The sequence below is a fragment of the Kribbella sp. NPDC004138 genome (genome assembly GCF_053603655.1).
Map to the genome: position 1 here is coordinate 52,186 of NZ_JBSGFZ010000023.1, position 22,950 is coordinate 75,135.

The 22,950-nt window shown below is 66.4% G+C and carries 18 protein-coding genes; 5 read left to right on the plus strand and 13 right to left on the minus strand.

Annotated elements, in window-relative coordinates:
• Positions 1-56: 56 nt before the first annotated feature.
• Positions 57-506: a hypothetical protein gene (locus ACWEOO_RS29460; protein ID WP_452145795.1), complete on the plus strand. Its 450-nt coding sequence runs from the start codon at positions 57-59 to the stop codon at positions 504-506.
• A 169-nt stretch (positions 507-675) separates the two neighbouring features.
• Here ACWEOO_RS29460 and ACWEOO_RS29465 read toward each other — a convergent pair whose 3' ends face one another.
• The 8 genes from ACWEOO_RS29465 to ACWEOO_RS29500 form a co-directional block, all read right to left on the minus strand.
• A complete protein-coding gene (locus tag ACWEOO_RS29465) occupies positions 676-888 on the minus strand; it encodes a hypothetical protein (protein WP_452145796.1) in 213 nt (70 codons plus the stop codon).
• On the minus strand, positions 852-1,250 hold the full coding sequence (locus tag ACWEOO_RS29470; RefSeq protein WP_452145797.1) for a hypothetical protein: 399 nt from the start codon (positions 1,248-1,250) through the stop codon (positions 852-854). Before ACWEOO_RS29470 ends, ACWEOO_RS29465 begins: the two co-directional genes overlap by 37 nt.
• 78 nt (positions 1,251-1,328) lie before the next feature.
• Positions 1,329-6,119, minus strand: a complete 4,791-nt coding sequence (locus ACWEOO_RS29475; RefSeq protein WP_452145798.1) for a DUF7402 domain-containing protein — start codon at positions 6,117-6,119, stop codon at positions 1,329-1,331.
• The gene (locus ACWEOO_RS29480; protein ID WP_452145799.1) at positions 6,116-8,200 is read right to left on the minus strand and encodes a DUF5054 domain-containing protein; all 2,085 of its coding nucleotides are present in this window, start codon (positions 8,198-8,200) and stop codon (positions 6,116-6,118) included. The genes ACWEOO_RS29475 and ACWEOO_RS29480 overlap by 4 nt, the downstream gene beginning before the upstream one ends.
• 91 nt (positions 8,201-8,291) lie before the next feature.
• On the minus strand, positions 8,292-9,233 hold the full coding sequence (locus ACWEOO_RS29485) for a carbohydrate ABC transporter permease (protein ID WP_452145800.1): 942 nt from the start codon (positions 9,231-9,233) through the stop codon (positions 8,292-8,294).
• Positions 9,230-10,129 carry a carbohydrate ABC transporter permease gene (locus ACWEOO_RS29490; RefSeq protein ID WP_452145801.1) on the minus strand — a complete coding sequence of 300 codons (900 nt, stop codon included), beginning with the start codon at positions 10,127-10,129 and terminating at the stop codon, positions 9,230-9,232. The genes ACWEOO_RS29485 and ACWEOO_RS29490 overlap by 4 nt, the downstream gene beginning before the upstream one ends.
• Before the next feature lie 4 nt (positions 10,130-10,133).
• The gene (locus ACWEOO_RS29495) at positions 10,134-11,435 is read right to left on the minus strand and encodes an ABC transporter substrate-binding protein (protein ID WP_452145802.1); all 1,302 of its coding nucleotides are present in this window, start codon (positions 11,433-11,435) and stop codon (positions 10,134-10,136) included.
• Between the two features lie 60 nt (positions 11,436-11,495).
• Complete coding sequence (locus tag ACWEOO_RS29500; RefSeq protein ID WP_452145803.1) at positions 11,496-12,527, minus strand: enolase C-terminal domain-like protein; 1,032 nt, start codon at positions 12,525-12,527, stop codon at positions 11,496-11,498.
• Positions 12,528-12,778: 251 nt separating this feature from the next.
• Between ACWEOO_RS29500 and ACWEOO_RS29505 the strand changes: the two genes are divergently transcribed.
• Positions 12,779-16,624, plus strand: a complete 3,846-nt coding sequence (locus ACWEOO_RS29505) for a discoidin domain-containing protein (RefSeq protein ID WP_452145804.1) — start codon at positions 12,779-12,781, stop codon at positions 16,622-16,624.
• A gap of 36 nt (positions 16,625-16,660) precedes the next feature.
• Here the strand turns inward: ACWEOO_RS29505 and ACWEOO_RS29510 are convergent, their stop codons facing one another.
• From ACWEOO_RS29510 to ACWEOO_RS29520, 3 genes are all read right to left on the minus strand, one after another.
• A complete protein-coding gene (locus tag ACWEOO_RS29510) occupies positions 16,661-17,455 on the minus strand; it encodes a FadR/GntR family transcriptional regulator (protein WP_452145805.1) in 795 nt (264 codons plus the stop codon).
• Positions 17,456-17,535: 80 nt separating this feature from the next.
• Positions 17,536-17,757: a response regulator transcription factor gene (locus ACWEOO_RS29515; protein WP_452145806.1), complete on the minus strand. Its 222-nt coding sequence runs from the start codon at positions 17,755-17,757 to the stop codon at positions 17,536-17,538.
• Positions 17,758-17,849: 92 nt separating this feature from the next.
• Positions 17,850-17,990 (minus strand): hypothetical protein, encoded by a 141-nt coding sequence (locus tag ACWEOO_RS29520; RefSeq protein ID WP_452145807.1) that lies wholly within the window; start codon positions 17,988-17,990, stop codon positions 17,850-17,852.
• Between the two features lie 160 nt (positions 17,991-18,150).
• On the opposite strand from ACWEOO_RS29520, the gene ACWEOO_RS29525 reads away from it, so the two are divergent.
• Together ACWEOO_RS29525 and ACWEOO_RS29530 are read left to right on the plus strand one after the other, a co-directional pair.
• Positions 18,151-18,720, plus strand: coding sequence for an alpha/beta hydrolase (locus ACWEOO_RS29525; protein WP_452145808.1), 570 nt, complete (start codon positions 18,151-18,153; stop codon positions 18,718-18,720).
• 102 nt (positions 18,721-18,822) lie between these two features.
• Positions 18,823-18,945: a hypothetical protein gene (locus ACWEOO_RS29530; RefSeq protein ID WP_452145809.1), complete on the plus strand. Its 123-nt coding sequence runs from the start codon at positions 18,823-18,825 to the stop codon at positions 18,943-18,945.
• A 429-nt stretch (positions 18,946-19,374) separates the two neighbouring features.
• Here the strand turns inward: ACWEOO_RS29530 and ACWEOO_RS29535 are convergent, their stop codons facing one another.
• Positions 19,375-20,577: an acyl-CoA dehydrogenase family protein gene (locus tag ACWEOO_RS29535; RefSeq protein ID WP_452145810.1), complete on the minus strand. Its 1,203-nt coding sequence runs from the start codon at positions 20,575-20,577 to the stop codon at positions 19,375-19,377.
• The gene (locus ACWEOO_RS29540) at positions 20,577-21,875 is read right to left on the minus strand and encodes an acyl-CoA dehydrogenase family protein (protein ID WP_452145811.1); all 1,299 of its coding nucleotides are present in this window, start codon (positions 21,873-21,875) and stop codon (positions 20,577-20,579) included. The genes ACWEOO_RS29535 and ACWEOO_RS29540 overlap by 1 nt, the downstream gene beginning before the upstream one ends.
• 63 nt (positions 21,876-21,938) lie before the next feature.
• Between ACWEOO_RS29540 and ACWEOO_RS29545 the strand changes: the two genes are divergently transcribed.
• Positions 21,939-22,934, plus strand: coding sequence for a LacI family DNA-binding transcriptional regulator (locus tag ACWEOO_RS29545; RefSeq protein WP_452145812.1), 996 nt, complete (start codon positions 21,939-21,941; stop codon positions 22,932-22,934).
• Positions 22,935-22,950: the final 16 nt, after the last annotated feature.

A 22,950-nucleotide genomic window follows, 5' to 3' on the forward strand; every position in this document is an offset into this window, starting at 1 on the left:
CTTGTGTATAGGTTATTTGATACCCTGCCCCGGTAATCGACACAAGAGGAGACTTCATGACCGACTCGACCGCGTGGCCCCAGGACCGGCGCATCAACGGGCTGGTTGCGTCCGGGCTGCTCCAGATCGCCCTCGGGGCGCTGACCGGATTTCCGTACGCGGCAGCCACCTACAAGCCGCACCTCGCGCGTCAACTGGGCATCCAGGCTCCACGCCGCATCCGCCAGCTGCATCTCGACCTGGTGATGATGGGTGGGCTTGTCACCGCTACCGGGGTCGCTCTGCCACGTCTCCCGCGTGCGGTCGCCGTACCGCTGGCGATCGGCTGCTGGACGAACGCGCTCGCCTTCGCACCACCCGCGATGCGGCCCGCCATCGAGCAGTCGAAGCCGTACCGGGCGGTCGTCGGCGCCTCGTTCGCCGTCACCAGTGCCAGCTGGGTCGCCGTCGCAGGCATCGCTCTGCACCGCTGGACCCGGCAGCACACGAAGAGAAGACACGGCTGACAGGCAGGCCACCATCGTCTGAGCAGGACTCCGCGGATTGGCGACCGCGATCGCCTTTAACGACAGAGCTGGAGCATCACCGTGTTCGAGCGCGCGGACGAGCGGACCGAGGTCGACCGGCCTGCTCTGAACTACGCGCGAGAAGTATCAGAAACCCTTGCAAACAAGGCTATTTGAGTTCAGCTGAGGTCTTGCCAAGCAGGCGTCGCGCGACGATGAGTTGCAGCGGGCCGGTCGAGTGGATCTCCGCGCCGTCGATCGGGGCGCCCGGCGCGCTGTCGGACAGCAGCGTCGCGGTCAGGTCGGTGAGCTGGATCAGGCCGGGCCGCCGGGTTGAGTTGCTGGTCAGCCAGCGCGGGGCGTTGTCCGGTGACAGCTGCATCGCCACCAGCGCCTCGCGCCCGGTGCCTCCTCGGCGACGCCGGCCAGCACCACCCACCTGCCCTGGTCGCGCGCCTGGGTGACCAGCTCTGAGACCATTTTGACCGCGTCCGCCCTGCCTCCACCGGTCGGCAACGCGCCGGCATCAACAACCGCATCGTTGCACGTGGCAAGCACCGCTGGGTCGAAGTGTGGCCACCACTTCGAGACGCTGCCGTCCTTTCCGGCCGTCGCGACCGCAGCACCTGGGCCGAACCCGCAGAGAGTCTTCCCCAGGGCACCTAAGCGGCCAGGTTCGGCGTTGGTGTGGTACTTGTGCTGCTGGTCGAGGTAGAACTGCCAGTTTGCGACGGTGCCGTTCACGGCCGGCAGCGCCGGGCACTCACCGACGGACTCGCCGACCCGGGCCCGGGTCCGCACCGGCCCGCACTGGATGTGCGCTCAGCGGGCTTCGACGTTGACAACGGCTGTCGGCTTCGCGGTCGTTCCGGTGACCGTGCCGCGGACCGTGAACCAGCCCGGGGCGGCCACCATGTCCGCCGTGACCGGGTCCCAGGTCACGTCGACCAGGCCGGTGGTGCCGTCACTGGAGACGGCGTCGACCTGCCCGGGCAGCGCTGGGAGCTCGCCGACCCCGGTGTCGACGGCGACCGGCCTGAAGTCGACGACGGACTTCGGCGGCGGCACCTCGTACACACCGAACTCGGCCAGTCCGCATTCCGCCCCGCTCGGATTGGCGTAGACGCTGCCGGGGTCGATGGTGAACTTCACCCAGCTGGTCCGCACCGGGGCGTCGAGCTTCACGACGTTGTCCGGCTGACCGTCCCACTGGATACCGGTCACCTTCTTGCTGCCACCTTCCCACTCCAGAACGCCTTCGACGATCTGGTTGACCTCGTGACCGCGGTCGACGAGATTGACCCGGTCGAGCTCGACCGGAGCCGGGAACTGCAGCTTGATCCACGGGCTCCGGTCGGACTGCTTGGCCGCCCACGACGTCGCCTTGTTCGCGTCCGTCGCCTTCGTCCCGAGGTAGCGGTCGTCCTGGTTGTCGCCGTCCGGTACGCCGTTGCGGTCACGGACCGAGGACACCGTGACCGTCGCCGTACTCGCGATGTTGTCCGCGAGGGCCGTGATCGTCGCGGTGTTCGACTCGACGGCGACCCCGTCCAGCGTCACGATCGCCTTCGCCGTGGCCTGGAACCCGGTGGGGATCGGTTCCTTCAGCACGATCGTGTTGCTGCCGGGTACCGCAGCCAGTCTGCTGTCGCTGAGAACGTACTCGACCTTCGCGTGCGACAGGTTCGCCTTCGCGCCGGTGTTGAGCGTTCCCTCGATCGTACCGACGGCCGGCTCGTTCACCTTGACGGAACTGTTGCTCAGCGCAAGCTTGGCCTGCTTCAGGAATGCGGGGAACGAGATCCGCCCGTCCGTGTCCACGTCGGCGTACAGATGGTCCTCGGCGCGATACCCGGCCAGCTCCGCGGAGACGGAGATCCGCGTCCTTCCCGCCGCGCCGGACGACAGAACCCCCTCGGCGCCGACCTCAACCACCGACGGGTTGTCGCTGGTGATCGTGATGGCGGCGGTTCTCAGGTCGAGAGGCGCTCCCAGGAAGGAGTAGCCCTGGACATCGATCGTCGCCGTCCGGTTGTCCGTCCCGGTCTTCGGCTGCAACTCGAGACTGCCGAGGGCGGTCAGGTCCCGCAACGAGAAGATCTGGGCTTCCAGTACGTCGACCGGGCTACCGCCCTGACCGCCGCCCGGAAAGGATACTCTGACGTACCGGGCGTGCACGCTGGGCTTGGCCGAATCGACCGGGTAGTTGTAGTACAGCCCGTCCTGCTCCCACCCGTACAGCGTCGTATCGCTGCCCGGCACCGCCAGCGTGTTCCTGGCCGTCGGCAGCCCGGCGCCCGACACGGTGTTCGTCTCGTGACCGGCGGTCCAGTGCGTACCGTCCTGGCTGTACTCGATCTTCACCTTCTTCGGCACGTTGTAGTAGGTGACGTTGTCGGCGTTCGGCATGTGGTGGTTGAAGAACAGGTTGACCCGTGAGAGATCGTGCATCCTGCCTAGGTCGTAGGTGATGCTGGGATTGTCCGCACCCGCCGGCGCCGACCACTTCGCGAGGTTGCCGCCGGTCGCGTCGTTGATCGTCCCGTCGGAGAGCAGCCGGGCATTGCCGGTGTCGCTGGTCGCCTTCGGCGTGATCCCGCGCGCCACATCGGCGTCCGGGATCAGCGTGATGTAGTTCCGGGTCGAGGTGTAGGTCTTTCCGCCGACCGTGACGTCGGCCCAGTAGCTGTACATCGTGGAGGCCGAGACCTTCCGGGTGAACCGCATCCGGTTGCCCTCCACGACGAAGGGCGACTGGTCTGCCGGAATCTCCGTGAGCACGAACTTCCCCGCGGCATTGTCCCGTCGGCCGTCGACGGTCGCGTAGTGGAACTTGACGTTCGTGGCGTCGAGGATGTCGGTCTCGCCGCCCTTGCGGCTGAAGCCCTTGAACGCGATCGGTACGTCCTTGTCGGTCGAGAACTGGCCCCAGAACAGCGCGCCGTTCGTCAACAGGTTCACGCCGACCAGGGGTAGGGCGGCCGCAACCTTGTGAGCTCGTACCTTGACCGGGTACGTGTCGGTCATGACCTGCGCCGGATTCACTCCGTCGTCGTACGTCGCCGTCACGGTGATCGTCGCGGCGCCGTCCGCGACGGCCGTGACCAGGCCCGTTGCCGCGCTCACCGTCGCGACACCCTGGTTGCTGCTCGTGTACTTGAGCTTCGCGGGCGCCAGGACGTTGGTGTAGTTGTTCATGTAGCTCTCGGCCCGCAGCTGCAGGTGGTTGGCCGCGGTCTGGCTGCTGAAGAGCTTGACGCCCGTCATCTTGTACTTCCGGACCGGGCTGTCGGTCCGGATCTTGATGACGGTGTCGATCGGATCCGCCGTCACACCGGACGTGTCGATCGTGACGTAGTACTTGCCGTTCTCCGTCTCGGTGCTGAACGGCAGTGTCGTGCCCTTGTTCAGCCACTCGACCTGGTTGACCGGATGGTCGAAGGGACCGATGTGACTCATCGATGCTTGGCCGGCGAAGCCCGTCTTCGCCGTTCCCGCGATCTGGTTCTTGATCAGGTGCAGGTAGACGTACTGGTCCCGGGACATGGCGTAACCCCAGTCAGGCCCCTGGCCGTGGGCGATCGCCTTCTGCGGATCGGTGTACCAGCCGGGCTTCAACGCGTAGTCCATGGTGTACGGCGTGGTTCCGTACAGCGACTCGCGCAGATCGGGGCCGGACCCGTTGTCCATCCACCGCACGATCGACGCCCGCATGTCCGACAGCTGCTGCGAGGAGATCGGGACCATCGAGAAGATGTTCGTGTTGTCCAGGTTGCTGCTCAGGTTGTCCATGCCGCGGGTCACCGTGATGGACGAGTCGTAGTTCATCACGTAGCCGTGGCCGTACTGGTTGATCAGTTCCTTGGTCGCCTCGCCCCAGTCGTCCCGTTCATTGCCCTTGGCGTATTGCGTCCACACGTCGAGTGCCGTCGTGTAGGGGTCGTTCCACTCCTCGTGCGCGACCTTCCTGCCCTGCGGCAGGATCCCGGTTCGCCAGCCGCCCTCGTTGTACGGCTCGGCGTTCCAGAACGGGCGCTCGTGCAGGGTGATGTCCTGGTCGCCGGTCTGCGCGTTCGGGTTCGCGTCGATCAGTACCCGGTCGTTGTAGTTGCGCGCGGAGCTCCACGCCACGTCGATGTTCGAGTAGCTCTCCGGACCGCCGTCGGCGAAGACGTACCAGGGGTCGTAGCGTTCGACCAGGCCCTGGATGTCGCTCTCGAGGATCTCGGATCCCTCATACAACGACGACACGTAGACCCCGAACTTCAGCCCGTAGCGCTCGGCCGCCTCCTTGGCCTGTTGCACCCGGTCCTTGACCTGCCAGCTACCGTCCGGAGCCTGGAACAGGGCGCCGTACTTGTAGAGCTTGTTCGAGTTGGCCGGGGTCAGGTTCGCGTTCGGCGACGGCCAGTAGTAGACGGTGTTCTGCAGGCTCTCGGTCGAGAGCATGGTCATACCCATCTCTTTGGCCGTCTGGGCCCACTCGTCGTAGTTGAAGTTCGGGTCGTACAGGTTCGGCATCGTGCCGGTGGTGTGCGACAGCGCCGACATCTTCCCGTCGATGAACCAGTCGACCGGGTTCTGCTTCACCGTGATCGTGTATGGCTTCGTCGCGGTGGCCCCGGCGGCGTCGGTGACCTTCAGGGTGAACGCGTAGTCCTTCTGCTGTACGCCGTGGGCGCCGTCCGCGACCTTGCCGTCGAGATGACCGTCCGCGGCGAGTGTCAGGCCGGGCGGCAGCTGGCCGGCGGCGATCGTCCAGGAGTATCCGGGGCTTCCGCCGGCCGCCTGGAACGTGAACGGCGCCGCCTGCGGGGCGATGCTCGACGTGTTCCGGTTGCCGTCGATCGTCGCCACCATGCCGACGTAGGGGTTCTCGTCGTACGCGTACGGCAGGGTGTTCGACGGGTAGTCGTTCGCCGGGACCTTCGCGTTGCGCGCGGCGAAGGCCTGCCGGTCGATGTCCAGCCCCTTCGTGACGATCCCGAGCTGGTGGTCCTTCACGTTCGGTCCGCTGACCGAGTACGTGAGTCCGGGGACGGTGTTGCCGACGCCGTCGCTGATCCTCGTGTAGAAGCCGAGGAAGTTCTTGTTCTTGCCGGGGTTCTTGTGCTGGATCTCGATGAGCAGCTGGTTCCAGCCCTGGTTCAGCTGGATCGGGTACTTCGTGCCCGCCTTGCTGACCCGGCCGACGACGCTGTCCTGACGCCCGGCCTCGACCTCGTTGGCGAACAGCCGGTAACGCCCCGATCCGCCGACCTGCCACTGCACGGTCTGCGCGACCGGGCTGTACACGTAGCTCGCCGCCGCCACCCACTTGTCGACGGTCGACTCCCCCCGCTTGACGTCGAAGTACCCCATCAAGTCGTTGTAGTCGTCGTAGTTCCGGTTGAAGATCCGGTCGTCGAAGTACTGCCAGCCGGAGGTCTCCTTGCCGATCGCTCCGGCGTCGGCGAACGGACCGGACACCACCCATTGATTCAGGTACGGCGCGGTACCGCCGGTCTGCGCCGCCTCCGCGCGCGGCTGAGACAGCGCGCCGCTACCTGCGGCGAGACCGAGCGCGGTCACAGCCGCGAGCAAGCCGTAGCGCATTCTCCGTAAGCTCTTCACGGTGCCTCCGTCGTCGCATCAGTCGTAACCAGGAACCGGAACCTGGTGTCGTCGTCGAACCACATCGGGAAGTTGGTGCCCCACACGTTGTTGTGCAGATTGACGTAGATGCCGTCGTCCGGCTCGGCGACGCGGTTGTCGAACTGGAGCAGTGCGGGCCGTCCCACCGCGACCACAGGCGAGTCCAGTGGCTGAAGGAGGAATCGGCCGGCGCCGCGGTGCGAGACCTGGTCGACTCCGTGCATAGTTCGGTTGCCGCTTCGGACGACCGCCCGTGGGTCGACCTCGGTGCCGATCTTGGTCAGCCGCCAGTCACCGGGCCCGGTCAGCGGGCGGAAGCCCAGCCAACTGGCCTCCGGCAGCCTGGATGCATCGCGGTCGCACAGGTCAAGGGTGATCTCGATCGGTGCGGACGAGGCCGGGAATCGATAGCTCAGCCGGATGTCGCGAGCGCCGCCCCACGTTTCGCATGCCTCCGCCGCAAGCTCCAGCCGTAGTGTCACAACCGAGCCGTCTGACAGGTCACGCCGTGCCGCCGCGACAACTTGCGGAGTGAAGGTGCGCCCCGGCAGCCGCTCGGCGATTGCCAGCCCCGGCTTACTGAAGTCGGGGACGGCCCACTCGCCGTGGCGATCGAGGTGCCGGGTGTATTCGCTCAACCAGCGCTGCTCATCGCGTTCGTCGTACGTGTGGTAACGGTAGCCGGCCAGCGGGTTGTCCGGCCCGGCCCACGACGTACCTGTCCCGTCGACCAGTCCGATCAGGGCACCGTCCCCGCCGAATGTCACGCGATAGTTGCCGACGGCATGTTCCACGCCCGGGTCGATCGGCACCTCGGCGTCGGGTCGGCCATGCTCCGCTCCTGGTGAGCTGCCCGCGATCGCCGCGGCAGCCTCGGCCAGCAGCGCGGCCGGCAGCGCTGCCAAGGCGCGCGATACATGAGCACGCTGCTCGGCCCAGGACTCCTCGAAGTCCCCATAGGTCGGCCGCGGCCTGTCCATGCGTGGACACGAGTAGCCTCTTGTGCCGGCCGGATTCGCAGCCACGTCGACAACGTCGGCCGTCCGCGCACGTTGGAAGGCTGCCTTGTCATAATGGCCGTAGTCAGGCAGGTAGGTCTTCAGATCCTTGCCCCACGTGTGCTCGGGAATCAGCAGCAGGCCGTCGCTGAAGTCGTCACACTCCGGCCTGCCGGGTACCAGTTCGCCGGACCCGACCCACCGGCTCCGGAGCCGCAGCAATGCCCGTAGCCGCGCCGTCTGGATCGGATCACTCGCGGCTCCGTGGATCCATGAGTCACCGATTTCATCGGTCACCACCGGTAGTTCTGCCCGCGCTGCGAGGACGGCCTGGGCGAACTGGTCGAGGGTCGAGGCCACGATCCGGGCGCCTGGGTAATTCGCCTGCAGCCCCTGGAACAGCTCTTCGATCTCGGCCAGCGGCGGCGGACCGAGGTTGTCTCCGGTATGGGCAAGATGCAGCGCGTCGGTGCCGCCAGGAGCGACGGCGACGGCGAGTCCGCTCGTGCCGTAGTCCTGCGCGTAGTTGACCACGACCTCGCTGCCGTCCGGTGCCCGCCAGACGAAGAACTCAGGGACTTCGGGAACGGCGGAGGCAGCGTTGACGCCGATGTGCAGAAACTGCAGACCGGCCCGTTCCAGGTACGGAACAAGTCCGATGGTGTGCCCCGGAACGTCGGTGAGCTTCGCGGCGATCGTGTGACGGCCGAACCGGTCGTCCAGCCGACGCCCGATCCCGATGGCGTGCTCGAGCAAGCCGGCGTCCATCAGTTCGGTGTGTGTGGTGAGCGGCAGCCCGTGCCAGGCGACATCGCCCAGCTCGATCGCCGCTTCCAGGGCCTGCCGCTCCTGTGGGCTGCCGAGTCGCAGCGCCTCGTGAACAAGCCAGGACCCGGTGGTCCAGACGAAGCGCGCGGGACCGTTGCGGCGCCGGAGCTCGGCCGCCAGCTGAATCGCCCGCGGCAAGTAGCTGTGCACGTAGCGCTCGGTGACGGCCGCGGCGGTGTCGGTGAACCCGAGATCGAGGTGGGTCTTGAAGACGACATGAACTGTCGTGGTCATGCGCTGCTCCTGAAGGATCCGTGAGCGGGGTCACCCGTTGGCGATGGAGGCCACGGCACGACGGATACCTCGCGCCGTGGTGCGGACACCGTTATCCTTTTGCTGCGCCACTGAGCAGTCCCTTCACAAAGTATTTCTGCAGGAAGACGAACAGGATGAGAATCGGAATCGTGGCGAGCACCATGTAGGCAAACACCGCGCCGTAGTTCGAGACGTGTTCGCTGATTTGGCGGTACATGCCGACCGTGATGGTGCTTCCGTTGGCCGGGCCAAGAATGATCAACGGAGTGATGAAGTCGTTCCACAGACCGACTGCAACGAAGATGATGACGCTCGCGCCCGCCGGCCGCAACAGCGGGAACACGATCGACCAGAACGTACGGATCGGTCCGGCCCCATCCATCGCCGCGGCCTCTTCGAGCTCTTTCGGGATGGTTCGCATGAAGCCGGTGAACACCAGCACACCGAACGGCAGGCTACCGGCCACGTACAGCACGATCAGTCCGAACACCGAGCCGATCAACCCAAAATCTCGCATCATGCGAAGCAACGGGAGCAACGTCGTGGCGGGCGGAATCATGAGGCCGAGTGGAATGATGACCCACAGCATCTTGGCGAACCATCCGGTTGACCGCACCATGTAATGCGCCATCATCGCAGCGATCATGGTCGACAGCAGGGTGCCGACGACGGTGATTTGAACACTGTTGATCAGGCCGGTCCAGAACAGTCTGTCGGGGCGGGCGAGGACATCGACGAAGTTTTGCCAGGTCAATGGCATGGTTGGTAAGCCCGGGTACCTGTAGATGTTCTCCTGCGTCTTGAACGCATTCAGGACCACGAGGTAGATCGGGTAGATGAAGAGACCGGTCAAGATCAGCGCGATCAGCGAGCGCGTCGGCCCCGCGCGACCGGCGTCGATCTGGTTGTTGATCCGGCTGTTGATCTGCCGACGCCCGCGGCGGGTGCGGCCGGTACTGACGGCGCTTTTGCCACCGCCCGTCCGGCTACTGATGCCGGCGTCCGCGGTCACAGGTCCACCTCCCTGCTGCGCATGATCCGAATGGAGAGCAACGAGATCGCAGCGATGATGAAGAACATGACAGCGGCCTTCGCGGCACCGTAGCCCACCGAACCGGCGTCGATACCGGTTCGTACGACGTCGAACGCGAGCGTCGAGGTCGTGCCGACGCCCGGCCCGCCGTTCGTCATGACTTTGACCTGGTCGTAAATCTTGAATCCGCCGATCATCGACAAGACAGTCATGATCGTGACGGATGGGGCAAGCAGTGGCCAGGTGATGGTGCGGAAGCGCCTGAGGGGCCCGGCACCGTCGATCGATGCGGCCTCGAGTAGTTCCTTCGGAATGCTCTGCAGCCCGGCAAGGTACAGGACGACGCAGGTACCCACCGCCTGCCATGCGGCAATCCACCCAACGCTGTAGAGCGCAAGCGACGGATCAGAGAGCCATCCGGGTGGGTTGGTGACCCCGAACGAGCGCAGCGACGTGTTGACCAACCCGTCGTCTTTCAGCAGCTGTTGCCAGATCACCGCGACGACCACCGACGACAAGATGACCGGAATGAAGAACACCGCACGCAGCACGTTGAACACCCAGCCGACGCGGTCGAGCAGAACGGCGATCCCAAGGCCGAGCGCGTTCGGCACAACGATGCAGATGAGGGCAAGGATCACCGTGTTCCGGAGCGTGTGCAAGTAGGCCGGATCGGTGAACAGCCGACCATAGTTGTCGAACCACACGAACGACGTGGTGGTTCGGTACGCATCCTCGTTGGTGAAACTCGACCAGAGCGCGACCAGCAGTGGCCAGAGGACGAACACCGTGTAGAGCACGGCGCCGGGGAGCGCAAACAAGAGGAAATGAAGGGGATTGCGCGGCGGAAAGCGCCGCCTCTTCTGCTTGTGCATGCGGCTACTTTTGCGCCGCAGCGTATTGCTGGTCGAGGTACTGTGCGAACTGTTCAGGAGTCTTCTTGCCTGTCAGCAGATCGACATTCGCCGCGGTCATCAGGTCAGAGAATCCCGGCGGCAATGCGCCGTCACCGGTGATATTGGCCCAGGCGGGAACCGTCGCATTGGCTGCGACAGCGGCGTCGTAGGCACTCACCGTTTCCTTGTAGACCGCGCCGACGTTGCCTGGGAACTTGTAGTCCTTGACCGTCACGATATTCCCATCGGTGATGACTCCCAGGTCCAGGTTTTGCTTGTCGGTAGCGAATGCCAACGACCATTTCTTGGCGAGCTCCACGTTCTTCGACTTCGCATTCACGTTCATTCCCGAGCCGCTGACTGTCGGGAAGGCCGCCTTGCCGGCATCGCTCGGCCAGCCGAAGACACCGATGTCGGTCCGCTTTGCCTTGTCAGCGGCGGCGGAAAACCACGAGCCCATCGGGTACATCGCCGCCTTGCCCCCGAGGAACGCCTGTTCGAGGTCAGCGTAGGAGCGCGTCATCGCGTCTTTGTCGCCATACCCGTTCTGGGTCAGGTCCTGCACCTTCTTCGCCGCGGCGACGAACGCGGGGTCGGTGAACTTCACCTCGCCCTTCGTTCGTTTGAGGAACCAGTCCGGGTCAACGGTGAGGACGTCAGCGGCAACCGCAGACGCCAGCGCGAAGACGGTCGCCCAAGTGTCTTTGCCGCCGCCACCGATTTCGAACGGGGCGATGCCGGCCGCCTTCAACTTCGCGCAGTCAGCGAGCAGCTCCGAGTAGGTTTTCGGCGCGTCGCTGATGCCCGCCTTCGCGAAGAGTTCCTTGTTGTAGTACACGACCGGAATCGCCTGCGCACCACCTGCGATGCCGTAGAACTTGCCGTTGATCGTGCCCGACGTGAAGTCGGTGATTCCGGCCTTTTCCATCTCGTCGCGGGTGTACTCGGCGAGCATGCCCTTCTGCGCAAGGCCGTTCGCGATCCCTGTTGCGAAGATGTCAGGCGCCTGACCTGACGCAAACAGCTGCTGCGCGTAGGCCGGGGTGTTCTCGCCGACGACCTTCTTGATCGTGACGCCCGGCACCTTCTCGGATGCACGAGCGATCGCGTCGTCCCAGTATTTCGGCGTGAGGTTCGGCGTTTCGGAAACGAGGAAGGTCAGTGTGACCTTGTCGCCGGAACCGGAGGGCTCCGCACCGCTGGCCGTGCACCCCGCGAGGGCCAGAGCCCACGCGGCAACAGTGGCCACCAGCACGGACTGCTTGGTACGCAGTCGTGTACGCATCTTGTCTCCTTCGTAGGGTTCGGCGCGCGGATGCTGAGGCAGCGGCGTCGCCGGGGTTCGTCACTCGTATCCGATGCCGGGTGTGGTGGGCGCACGGACGAGGCCGTCCGGGCCGACGGCCGGTTCCCGTGCGACCGGGTTGGAATAGACGAGGGACTCGTAGTACGAGGTGTTGGGGATCGCCATGCACAGGTGCGCGTTGACGATGTCGGAGCCATGCACCTCGGCGCGGAGCTGGAAGCTGTCCGCGAGATGCGCGATCCGCATCGCGCCGGTGATGCCGCCCTTGTACTGCGCGCTGGTCCGCACGTAGCCCGCCGTACCGGCGGTGATGAAGTCCGCAACGTTCATGTGCGCGCCGTCGGAGGTCTCGGCGACCAGCAGCGGTACGTCGACACGCTCGGCGAGCCGGCGGTACGCCGTCACACCAAACTCGCGCATCGGCTCCTCGTACCAGGTGTAGCCGACCTCCGACAGCGCCCTCCCGACGTACACGGCGTCGGTGAGATCGAAGCCCGCGGAACCGTCGAACATCAGCGGTACGTCGTCGCCCACGTGCGCCCGCAGCTTCTGGCACAACTCCGCGTCCGCACGCGCATCGCCCCAGGCATGCAGCTTGATCGCCTTGTAGCCCGCCTCCAGGCACTGGTCGGCGACGTCGAGGTACTCGTCCACCGACGAGAACGTCACCGTGCTCGCGTAGGCGGGAATCGCGTCCCGGAACGTCCCCAGCAGCTGATGAACCGGCAAACCCGCGGCCTTCCCCGCCAGATCCCACAACGCCACGTCGACCAGGCCGAGAGCGTAGATCGGCAGCTCCTCGATCCGGTCCAGCTCCCACAACCGATGCCACAACAGCTCTCGCCACAGCGGATCGGCACCGATCAGGTCGGGTCGGATGCGACGGTCCACCAGGTCGGCCACGATGCGTCCGCGCCGCGTCCTGGCCTCACCGGTCAGCCCCTCGTCGGTGTGGATACGCAGGATGCCGCCCACCGCCGGCCCCTCCGAGCCGGGCAGCCCGGCACGCCACCGAAAGGGCGGCTGCGCCGGCAGGTCCACCAGGTCCAAGGTCACATCAGTGATTCGCATGTCGTCCTTCAGATCGGGAGAGCGGTACCCGCTGGAGCAAAATAGTTCAGATCTATTTGGCTGCAGTTCGGTCATTAGAGCAGATCCATAGTGTTGACGCAAGAGAGGAGCCTCGCCATACTCGTCGCACCTGGATGCCCTCAGACGTGGGGTCGACAGCCAACTCGGTAGCAGGACCCACCCTTCGCCGGACGCCGAAGAATCAGATTCATAACGTCAACTGAGACTCGCCCAACCCAAGGAGCTCGACAGTGAGGCGCAGAAGATCCACGGCACTACTGGCCGTCGCGGCGGTCCTCGCCACCGCATTCCTCCTCGGACCGCCAGGGACGACGGCGTCCGCGCAGCAGGTCCCGGGAAGTGCCCCGTTCATCAACTCCTGGCTGGTGTCGGGACCGTTCGGCTCGCCCGTGGCCGACAAGACCTACGAATGTGAGGTCGGAGAGGTCGTGAACCAGGCCCCGCGGGCGTCCGGCATCACGGCGTCGTCATCGACGCTCGCGACGAATCCCGTGGCCAACCTGGTGGACGGGAGCACCAGCAAGCAGTGGGTCACGGAGAACGACTCGAGTCCGTGGGTGAACTTCAGCTGGAACACCCCGATCTCGTTGAACGAGGTACGCATCGCCCAGTGGGGCGACGGGCGCCATGTCAACAACTGGTACCACCTGACCTTCACGCTCGCCGACGGCAGCTCCGTCGAATCGGGCCAGGTGAACAGCACATCCTCCAGTCCGTCCGCGCCGACGGTGTACTCGGCGGATCCTGGGCTGTCGAACGTCGTCGGGATGAAGATCGAGATCGACAAGGGACGTACGCCGTACCCGTCGATCACCGGTCTGTCGGAGGTCGAGGTGTACGACCGCCCGGGGCCCGTCGACGGGAAGAACCCGATCACGCCCGAGCTGGGCGCCCCGTTCGGGTTCGGCGGTGAGAACCACGCCTGGGAGTACTTCGACGACCGCATCTACAACCGCAACTACGACGACTACCAGGACCTGTACGGGTACTACTCGGTCAAGAAGGGCGTCGACACGCGGAACAAGTACGTCTACGCGAGCACCTACGTCTACAGCCCGGAGGCGAAGGACGCCTTCTTCGACGTCGGCGCCAGCGGCTCGTACCGCATCTACGTGAACGACCGCTGCCTGACGGCGCCGAGCACACCGGTCGAGGTGCAGAAGGACCTGACGAAACAGGCCGTGCACCTGAAGCAGGGCTGGAACAAGCTGATGATCCAGATCAAGCACACCTACACCGAGGACCTGAACGCGAACGGCGTACCGATCGCGAAGGACCAGAACGTCGCCTACCTGGGGTTCTACGGCAGGGTCGCGGATCAGAGCGGCAACGCCGTGAGCGGGCTGGCGAACTCGGTGGCCGGACCGTCCGAGTCGTTGAAGATCGTCTCGCAGGGACTGTCGACCGCAGACCCGGTCCGCACTCCGCTGCCGCGGAACACCATGCCCACCGGCTACAAGGAATGGCCGTACGTCTGGAACAAGTCGACCCGAACGGCGAACCACGGCGTGGCCGCGTCGGCGTTCCAGTTCATGGCCGGCGGAGGTCAGCCCGGCTACACCTGGAAGATCGTCGACGGCCGCTTGCCGGACGGACTGGAACTCAACCCCGACGGCACGATCGCGGACGGGCTCACGAACGGGAAGCCCGACCTCAACAGCACGAAGGGCATCATCAGCGGAGCCGCCGCGACCGGCGACTACCACTTCACCGTCCAGGTCACCGACAGCGCGGGAAGCAGCGCGACGAAGACCTTCACGACAACCGTGAAGGAACGGCCGAACAAGTGGTTCGAGGAAGGCCGGGTCGGTGCGCTGACCCACGCCACCCCGACGTACGACTACTTCGTCGATCCGAACTACTCGGTCGACCTCTGGGCGGCCCGGGCGAAGCGTCAGGGCCACTCGCTGGTGTCGATCGAGGCCCTGCAGCAGAACTACTTCTGGCCGTCCAAGTTCGCCGACCCGAAGCACATCCGGCAGCTCTACCTCCCCAAGGACAGCACCGGCCAGGTGGTCGACGGCCTGAAGCAGTACGAGCAGGCAGTGAAGCGGTACGGCATGAAGTTCGGGCTGTACTACGCCACCGAGGGCGGCGGGCTGCAGCACTACTCGACCGACGTGTTCGTGCAGAACGTCGAGGACCTGATCGGGCGCTACGACCCGGCGTACCTGTACTTCGACGGTCCGCAGGCGATGCCCAACGCGAACTACGACGTGATGTACAGCGCCGTCCGCGACCACAGCGACGAGATCGTCATCGACTCGAACGCGTGGGGTGAGGAGTACGGCGACCCGGACCTGAGGACCGGCGAGGCGTCCGGTATCTACTCCAACGCCGGCGCGAACCACCTGGTCAAGCGGACGCCGATGGAGCCGTGGAAGATGATTCGCACCAAGAACCAGGTGTCGCCGTACTACGGCCAGCGCGACGACTTCCGCCAGGTCACCAAAGAGATGATCATGAACGCGGGCCGCGGGTACGTCGACAACAACGACCAGTCGGTGATCGACAGTCGCGGCCCCAACTGGCACTCCCCCACCGAGATCGCCACCAGGTACCCGAAGGGCGTGCAGGAGTTCATCGACGTCCGCGAACACCTGGCCGACTGGTTCGCGCCAACCGGACTGCCCGAGCGGCACGAGGCGACCACCGGTACGACGCCGTACTTCCTGGCCGGCTACGGCTACCAGGACGACGGGCGCGGGAACTACGAGAAGTTCGCCTTCCCGAACAGCACCACCGGTCCGCAATGGGGTTACGCGACCGCCCGCGACAACAACATCTACCTGCATGTCGTCAAGGGACCGGACGGCAAGAGGGGCTTCGACGCCATCGCCGGACGCTCCCTCACCATCAGCCCCGTCAAGGACCGGGTCACCTCGGTGACCTGGCTGAACCAGAACCGCCCGGTCACCTCGTTCAGCCAGACCGGCGACAGCCTGACGATCGACCTCGCCGACGTCGACGAGGATCCGATCGACACGATCATCAAGATCGTCACCGACAACACGGCACGCAAGTACACGCTGACCAACGTCGTCGCGTCCGGACAGCAACTTGCGCCGGGCGTGCTACGGATCAGGTCCGAGGGATACATGACGTTCCCGGCCCTGAAGGCGAGCCTTTCGGGAATCCGCTACCGCAGCGCCGATCCGGCCGTCGCCGCGGTCACGTCGGCCGGAATCGTGACTCCTGTCTCCAACGGCTCGACGACGATCACGGTGACCGGCACCCATGAGGGTGTCACCAGGTCGGACACCTTGAAGGTCCGGGTCACGGGTGGCGTCGTCTCCGTCGGCGACGACCTGCTCGGCGCGTTCCTGCGGATCGACGGGAAGGAGGCGTACGGCGAGTTCGGCCTGAACGACGGGCTCCGCTACCAACTCGAGGGCCGCTCGGCGAAGGGCGGCCCGATCGGGCTCGGTGCCGCGCGGATCACCTGGCACGGCGGGATCGTGGACCTGGCCGGCGGCGACAGCTACACGCCGGTCGCGATCAAGGAGGTCAGCACCTTCACGTTCGCCAAGAACAAGATCGGCACACCGCGGGTCGACCGGCTCACCAGAGGAGTCGTCTGGGCGGACGTCACCGTGAACGGCAGGACCGTCACGAGCAACCGGGTGTTCCTGGACCTGCAGCCCTATCGCAACCTCGCGACGTCCGCGGAGGTCACCGCCGGCAACGCGCAGGAGGCGACTGCGAACCTGACCGACGGAAGGACGATCGACGCCACGCACTACGACAGCGCGAAATGGTCCGTCGCGGCCGGTACGCCGACCTGGATCCAGTTCAAGCTGCCGGCGAACGCAGCGCTGTCGAACCTCCAGCTGACCTTCAACACGCTGGACCAGCGGTACCTGAACACTCCCAAGACGATCAAGGTCCAGACCAGCGTCGACGCAGTGAGCTGGACCGACGTCAGCACGATCAACGGGCCGACCGGGCAGGCGTACTTCGGCGTCTACAACCAGTACCCGTTGAACGCGCAGGGCCAGTACGTCAGGTTGACCTTCGACGGCGGATCGAACGGACCGGCGATCGACCTGCTCGAGGTCGCGGTCAACGGCAGGTAGCTCAGCGGCAGCGGACGGGCATCGCCTGGCAGCCGGTCAGGCGGTGCCGCCCGCGGGGAAGAGCCGGCTGTGGATCTCCTGCTTGAACTGCTCGAGCGTCGTGTCGATGTGCTCGACCATCAGCGCCACCGCCAACTGCTCGTCACCCGACCCGATCGCGTCAGCGATCGCAGAATGCTGCCCTGCGGCCACGACCGTCGAGCCTCCGGCCACGCCCGCCAGGCCGATCACGCTGATCTGTCGCTGGAGCCGCTGAACGGAGTCGACACTCGCCGACAGGAACATGTTGGACGACGCGTCTCCGATCGCGCCGTGGAACGCTTCGTCGGCCCGGTTGAACGCCTCGAGGTCGCCATCGTCCGCAGCCGCCACCGTGAGCTGTGCCGCCTCACGCAGCGCCCGCACCTGGGCCGGAGTGGCCCGCTGCGCGGCCAGCTCGGTCGTCTTCGTCTCCACGAAGCGACGGAACTCGAAGATCTCCTCGACCTGACCGAGATCGGTCGGCAGGAAGTGCGACAAGGACTCCCGCCACAAGGCCGCCTCCGGCTCGGCCACATAGATGCCGCGGCCCATCTGCACCGAGAGCCGGCCTAGCGCGGACAGGATCTTGACCGCCTCCCGGACGATGGTCCGGGACATCCCGATTGCCGCCGCGAGATCCTTCTCGGTCGGCAACCGGTCGCCCGGCGCGAGGCGTTCCCGGACGACGTACTCGAGAATCCGCTCGGCCGCGATCTCGTACCCGGGACGGTATCCGCCCTCCGCACCCTCGTGCTGCGTCGCGGATGACAACCGCTCGGACCGGCCCGGCATCACGTCCCCAATCTCCAACTGATCTCGCTCTGGCACATCGGAACCCAAGATACTTCACATCCACACGGCTTTCCGTGATCGATCGATCGCAACGATCGCTAGCGGCGGATGAGGCCGAGGGTAGTGGCGGTGGCTACGGCGGCGGTGCGGGAGTCGACGCCGAGTTTGGTGTAGACGCGGGCCAGGTGGGACTTCACCGTGCCTTCGGTGAGGTGCAACCGGCTGGCGATCGCCTGGTTGGACAGTCCTTGGGCGACCAGCGCGAGGACCTCGGTCTCGCGCCGGGTCCTTGCCGAACTGGAGATCCATGAGAACCACACCCTTTGGGGCCGCGGTCCGCTGGTTCCACCTAGCCACCGTTGTCAAGCGGACGTCGCGTGAGGGGTGGAGACACTCGCCAGGTGGACCTCGATCACGGCATCGTGGCGTCCGTGAAGCTGCTGACTCCAATCATGGTGATCGCGACGCTGCTCGCGGCCTGCTCGAACACGTCCGGCGCCGGATCGACGGCGCCAACCGATGTGCCGTACGCGTCTGTCTCAGCGACACCCACGCAGACGCCGACACCCACGCCGACGCCCAGCACCACGACGGAGGCGGACTGCGGTCAAGCCGCCCCGGCAGGGGTCACGGTCCGCGAGTCCATGCTCGCAGCCACCGACGGGGTCCGTCTCAACTCAGTGTCACTGGGTTCAGGCCCACGCGGTGTGGTGATGCTGCATCAGACGGACAACGGTATCTGCGGCTGGTTCGAGTACGGCGGAATCCTCGCCCAACAGGGCTTCCACGTGCTCCTCTTCGACCGGCGGTGCGACGGCAAGTCGACCTGCCCGGGCGGCGACAAGGGCAGCCGGCATGTGGCTGACGTGCAGACCGCGGTCGCCGAGCTGCGTCGACAAGGTGCGCGCAAGGTCGCGGTCGTCGGCGCCTCGCTCGGCGGCTCGGTCGCGATCGGGGCATGCGCCGCGGTGAAAGTCGACGGTTGTGTCGCGCTGTCGCCCGCGCTGTTCGAGTTCCCACTCGGCGACGGGCTCACGGCACAGAAGGCGATCGGCCGCGTCGGCGTACCGCTGCTCGTCGCCGATGCGCCCGACGACCGCAGCAGCCCACTGGCCCAGGTCCGCGCGCTGCTACAGCAGGCCCGTCCCGGAGTGGTCCAGTTCGTCGCGCTCCCAGCCGCCGCCGGGCACGGCTGGGACACCGTCAACGACACCACAGACCCGAGCCGCCGCTCCCCGTTCTCCACCCAGCTGACCGGCTTCTTGAACCACATCCTCACCTGACCATCAGCCCCACGGCGCCCAGGCACCGCGTGCGTGTCTGGTTCGGCAAGTATGCGATCTGCGACTCCTCCGAAGCTCAAGGACCACAAAGACTGATTGGTCGTGTACGCCGAGGAGATGGACCCCAAGACCGGCGAGCATCTCGGCAACTATCCGCAGGCGCTGACCCACGCCGCTCTCGTCCAGGCTGCCCCCGCGCTCCGGGACCTCCCGCCTGTCTCGTGACGTGCCTGCCCGATCGCAAGTCCGGGCCCTCGCATCCGCCCGACCGCGCTGAACAGGGCACCCGGTTGATTTCCGTCCTGCTCCGTGACTGCTCCGTCAGCCGCCGCGCAAGTCGCGCCAGCCGCCGATCGACAGCCTGCCGCGCCCGGTCGTAGGACGACGGCAGCATAGGGGTATCCATCTGCAACGTGAACCCTGGATCGTAGTGCCCCAGGTACTCGGACAGCTCCTTGATGTTCACCCCATCCGCCAGAGTGATACTAGACAAGGAGCGCTTCGTTCCGATGTCGCCTGTGCTGGCCAGGGCGGTCAAGAGTCACATCGAGCGTTTCAGAACAACAACCAAGCCCGGTTCCTGAGGATCCCGACCCAGGTCCGGGACTCCTCTGAACCGAGCGCGAGAGACAGCGGAATCCATTGAAAACAAGGTCATTTCAGCTCAGCTGACGTCTTCCCAAGCAGGCGTCGCGCAACGATGAGCTGTTGGATTTGCTGGGTTCCTTCGAAGATGTCGAGGATTTTGCTGTCTCGGGACCACTTTTCGAGGAGGTGGTGTTCGGAGTAGCCGAGGGTGCTGGTGAGTTCTACACAGCGGAGCGTGATGTCGTTGGCGGCGCGGCCGGCCTTGGCTTTGGCCATGGAGGCTTGGAGGGAGTTGGGCTGGGCGTTGTCGGCCATCCATGCGGCCTGGAGGGTGAGGAGGTAGGCGGCTTCCCAGTCTGCTTCCATGGCCAGGTAGGTCGCGGCCGCGGCGGGCTGGTGGTGGGTGGGGCGGTCGTAGTCGATCTGTACGCCGGCCTCGGACAGCAGCTCCCGGGTGAGTTCGAGGGAGGCGCGGGCGCAGCCGACGGCCATCGCGGCGACCAGGGGGCGGGTGTTGTCGAAGGTCTGCATGACGCCGGCGAAACCCTTGTCGATGTCCGCCGAGCCGAGCAGGTTCGCGGCCGGGACGCGGCAGTTGTCGAAGCGGATCGTGGCGGTGTCGGAGGCCCGGATGCCGAGTTTGTGTTCGAGGCGCTCGACCGTCATGCCGGGCGTGTCTTTCATGACCACGAAGGACTTGATCGCGGCCCGGCCGAGTGACTTGTCGAGTGTCGCCCAGACGACGACCGCGTCGCAGCGGCCGCCCGCGGTGACGAAGATCTTCTCGCCGTCGAGGATGTAGTCGTCGCCGTCCGGCCGCGCGGTGGTCCGGATGTTCGCGGAGTCCGAGCCGCAGTCCGGCTCGGTGATCGCCATCGCGGCCCACACACCCTCGAAGCGTTTCAGTTGCTCGTCGGACGCCACCGACGCGATCGCCGAGTTGCCGAGCCCTTGCCGCGGCATCGACAGCAGCAGCCCGACGTCACCCCAGCACATCTCCATGATCGACAGCACCGACGACAGGTTCGACCCGTTGACGACGCCGTCCTCCGCGGCGGCGGTCCGTCGTACGCCGGACGCGCCCGCGCCGGAACCGTTGCCCGAGGCACCCAGTCCGTCGACCATCGCGGCCAGCATGTCCAGCTCGACCGGGTAGTCGTGCTCGGCCAGGTCGTAGCGGCGCGAGTTCGGCCGCAGCATCTCGGCCGCGACCTGATGCGCCTGGTTGACGACGGCCCGGAACTTCCGCGGGGTCTCGAGGTTGATCATCAGACCAGCACCGCACCTTCAATCACGCCGATCGCCCGGAGGTCGCGGTACCACCGCTCGACCGGATGCTCCTTCACGAACCCGTGCCCGCCGAGCAGCTGAACGCCGTCGGTCCCGATCCGCATGCCCTGCTCGGCGCACAACCGCCGCGCCAGCGCCACCTCGCGCGCGAACGGCAGCCCCTGGGAGGCACGCGAGGCGGCCCGGTACGTCACCAGCTTCATGCCCTCGAGCTCGATCCCGATGTTCGCCACCATGAACGCCACCGACTGCCGATGACTGATCGGCTCACCGAACGCCTCCCGGGAGTTCACGTACGGCGTGACGTAGTCGAGCACCGCCCGCGCCGTACCCAACGCCAGCGCGCACCACCCGAGCCGCGACAACCGCACGCACTCGGCATAGTCCTCGACCGTGCCCAGCGGAACCGCCGGTACGTCGGCCAGGATCACCCGCGACAGCGAAGCGGCGCGCAGACCCATCGACGGCTCGGCCTCGATCGTCACACCGGGATGATCCGGCTCGACGACGAACAACCGCGGACCGGCCTCGGTCTGCGCGCCGATTACGAACAGCTCCGCCTCGGCAGCCCGCGGGACCAACGACTTCACGCCGTTCAGCAGCCCGCCCGTGAACCGCGTCTTCAGCTCGAACGGATCGAACAGCGCTCGCGGTTCCAGCAATGCCAGCGCGGCGGCGGGCACCGAGGAGCCGGTGAAGGCCGACAGGTACGTCGCCTGCTGGGTCTCGTCGCCCCACAACGAGATCGCCGTGCTCACCGCGGACGGCGCCAGGCACGCGACGGCCTGACCCATGTCGCCGTGGGCCAGCGCCTCGGCGACCAGGACGCCGGTCATCGCGGACCGCTCGGTGACGATGCCGCCGAGGTCTTCCGGCACCTCTATCAGGCTCAGCCCGAGCTCGGCGGACGACTCCAGGACCGGCGGGTCGGTCACGCAGGCGGTGTCCGCGGCGGCGGCAGCGGGTCGCAGTACGTCGGCGGCGAACTCGCGGACGACGTCGACCATCATCTGCTGGTCCTCGGTCGGCGTCAGGTCGAACCGGCCGGTGCCGCGCGCCGCGGGCAGGCGGGACGGCGCAGCCGGCTTCGAGGCCGCCGCGAACCGCCGCGACAGCGCTCCCGCCGTCCGGAAACCGGTCTTGGTCGCCTCGAACACGGCCCGCTCGGCCGGTTTCCGCAACCCGAACCGGTCGATCGCCCGGGACCGCGCCAGCTTGTTCAGCAGCGCGACGCCGACCCCGATCGCGTCCCGCCTGGTCCGCTCCTGAAGGCTCATGCCCCTACTGTAAACCGAAGTTACAACTCAGGTCACGCCCGCCGTGGTTGATAGCCTGACGCCATGGCGGTCAGCATGTCCGACGTGGCCCGGCACGCGGGCGTGTCGCAACGCACCGTCTCGAACGTGGTGAACAACTACGTTCACGTCTCCCCCGCGACCCGCGCTCGCGTCCAGGCCAGCCTCGACGCCCTCGGCTACCGGCCAAACACGGCCGCCCGCCGGCTGCGTACCGGCCGCACCGGCACCGTGACACTGGCCGTGCCGACGTTCCGCGAGCGGTACTTCGCCGATCTCGCCGAGGCCGTCGTCGCCGCCGCCCGGGACCGCGGTACGACGGTGCTCGTCGAGACCACCGGCGGCCGCCGCGACACCGAGCTGGAGCTGCTCCGCGGCGGCGGCGAGGTCCTCACCGACGGCGTGATCATGAGCGCGGTCTCCCTCGGCCGCACCGAGCAGCGCAGCGAGCAGCGCAGCGAGCGTCCGGTCGTCCTGATCGGCGACCGCGAGCCGGGCAGCGCGATCGACCACGTCGGCATCAGGAACCGCGAGGCCGCCCAGGCCGCCGTCACCCACCTCCTCGACACCGGACGGCGGCGGATCCTGCTGCTCGGCGCGAACCACGGCCCAAAACGCTCGTACCAACTGCGCCGCCAGGGCTACCAGGCCGCGCTCAAGAAACACGGCATCGCACTCGACCCCGATCTGCTCGTCGACTGCGACTGGACCACGGCAGCGGCCGCAGCAGCGATCGTGAAGCACTTCGAGAACCTGAAGCCCGACGGCATCTTCGCGATGAACGACTCGGCCGGCCTCGGCGCCCTGCACGCTCTCCGTCGAGCCGGCGTCGACGTACCAGCAGACGTCTCGGTGATCGGGTTCGACGACATCGTCGAGTCGGGCCTCTCGACGCCGACCCTCAGCACGGTCGCCCCGCTGCTCGACGAGCTCGCGGGCGGCGCGCTCGACCTGCTCGACGAGCAACTCGCCGACGACCACGTCCCGCAGCACCGGATGGCCGGCTACGAGCTCCGCATCCGGGAGAGCACCACGCGCTGACCGGCAACCGCCGCGT

What these genes read in the sequence shown, in the direction of transcription:
- ACWEOO_RS29540 (WP_452145811.1), bottom strand. Translation starts at nt 21,875, where the DNA reads ATGAGCCTTCAGGAGCGGACCAGGCGGGACGCGATCGGGGTCGGCGTC.
- ACWEOO_RS29500 (WP_452145803.1), bottom strand. Translation starts at nt 12,527, where the DNA reads ATGCGAATCACTGATGTGACCTTGGACCTGGTGGACCTGCCGGCGCAG.
- ACWEOO_RS29480 (WP_452145799.1), bottom strand. Translation starts at nt 8,200, where the DNA reads ATGACCACGACAGTTCATGTCGTCTTCAAGACCCACCTCGATCTCGGG.
- ACWEOO_RS29535 (WP_452145810.1), bottom strand. Translation starts at nt 20,577, where the DNA reads ATGATCAACCTCGAGACCCCGCGGAAGTTCCGGGCCGTCGTCAACCAG.
- ACWEOO_RS29460 (WP_452145795.1), top strand. Translation starts at nt 57, where the DNA reads ATGACCGACTCGACCGCGTGGCCCCAGGACCGGCGCATCAACGGGCTG.
- ACWEOO_RS29465 (WP_452145796.1), bottom strand. Translation starts at nt 888, where the DNA reads ATGCAGCTGTCACCGGACAACGCCCCGCGCTGGCTGACCAGCAACTCA.
- ACWEOO_RS29545 (WP_452145812.1), top strand. Translation starts at nt 21,939, where the DNA reads ATGGCGGTCAGCATGTCCGACGTGGCCCGGCACGCGGGCGTGTCGCAA.
- ACWEOO_RS29495 (WP_452145802.1), bottom strand. Translation starts at nt 11,435, where the DNA reads ATGCGTACACGACTGCGTACCAAGCAGTCCGTGCTGGTGGCCACTGTT.
- ACWEOO_RS29525 (WP_452145808.1), top strand. Translation starts at nt 18,151, where the DNA reads ATGCTGCATCAGACGGACAACGGTATCTGCGGCTGGTTCGAGTACGGC.
- ACWEOO_RS29490 (WP_452145801.1), bottom strand. Translation starts at nt 10,129, where the DNA reads ATGCACAAGCAGAAGAGGCGGCGCTTTCCGCCGCGCAATCCCCTTCAT.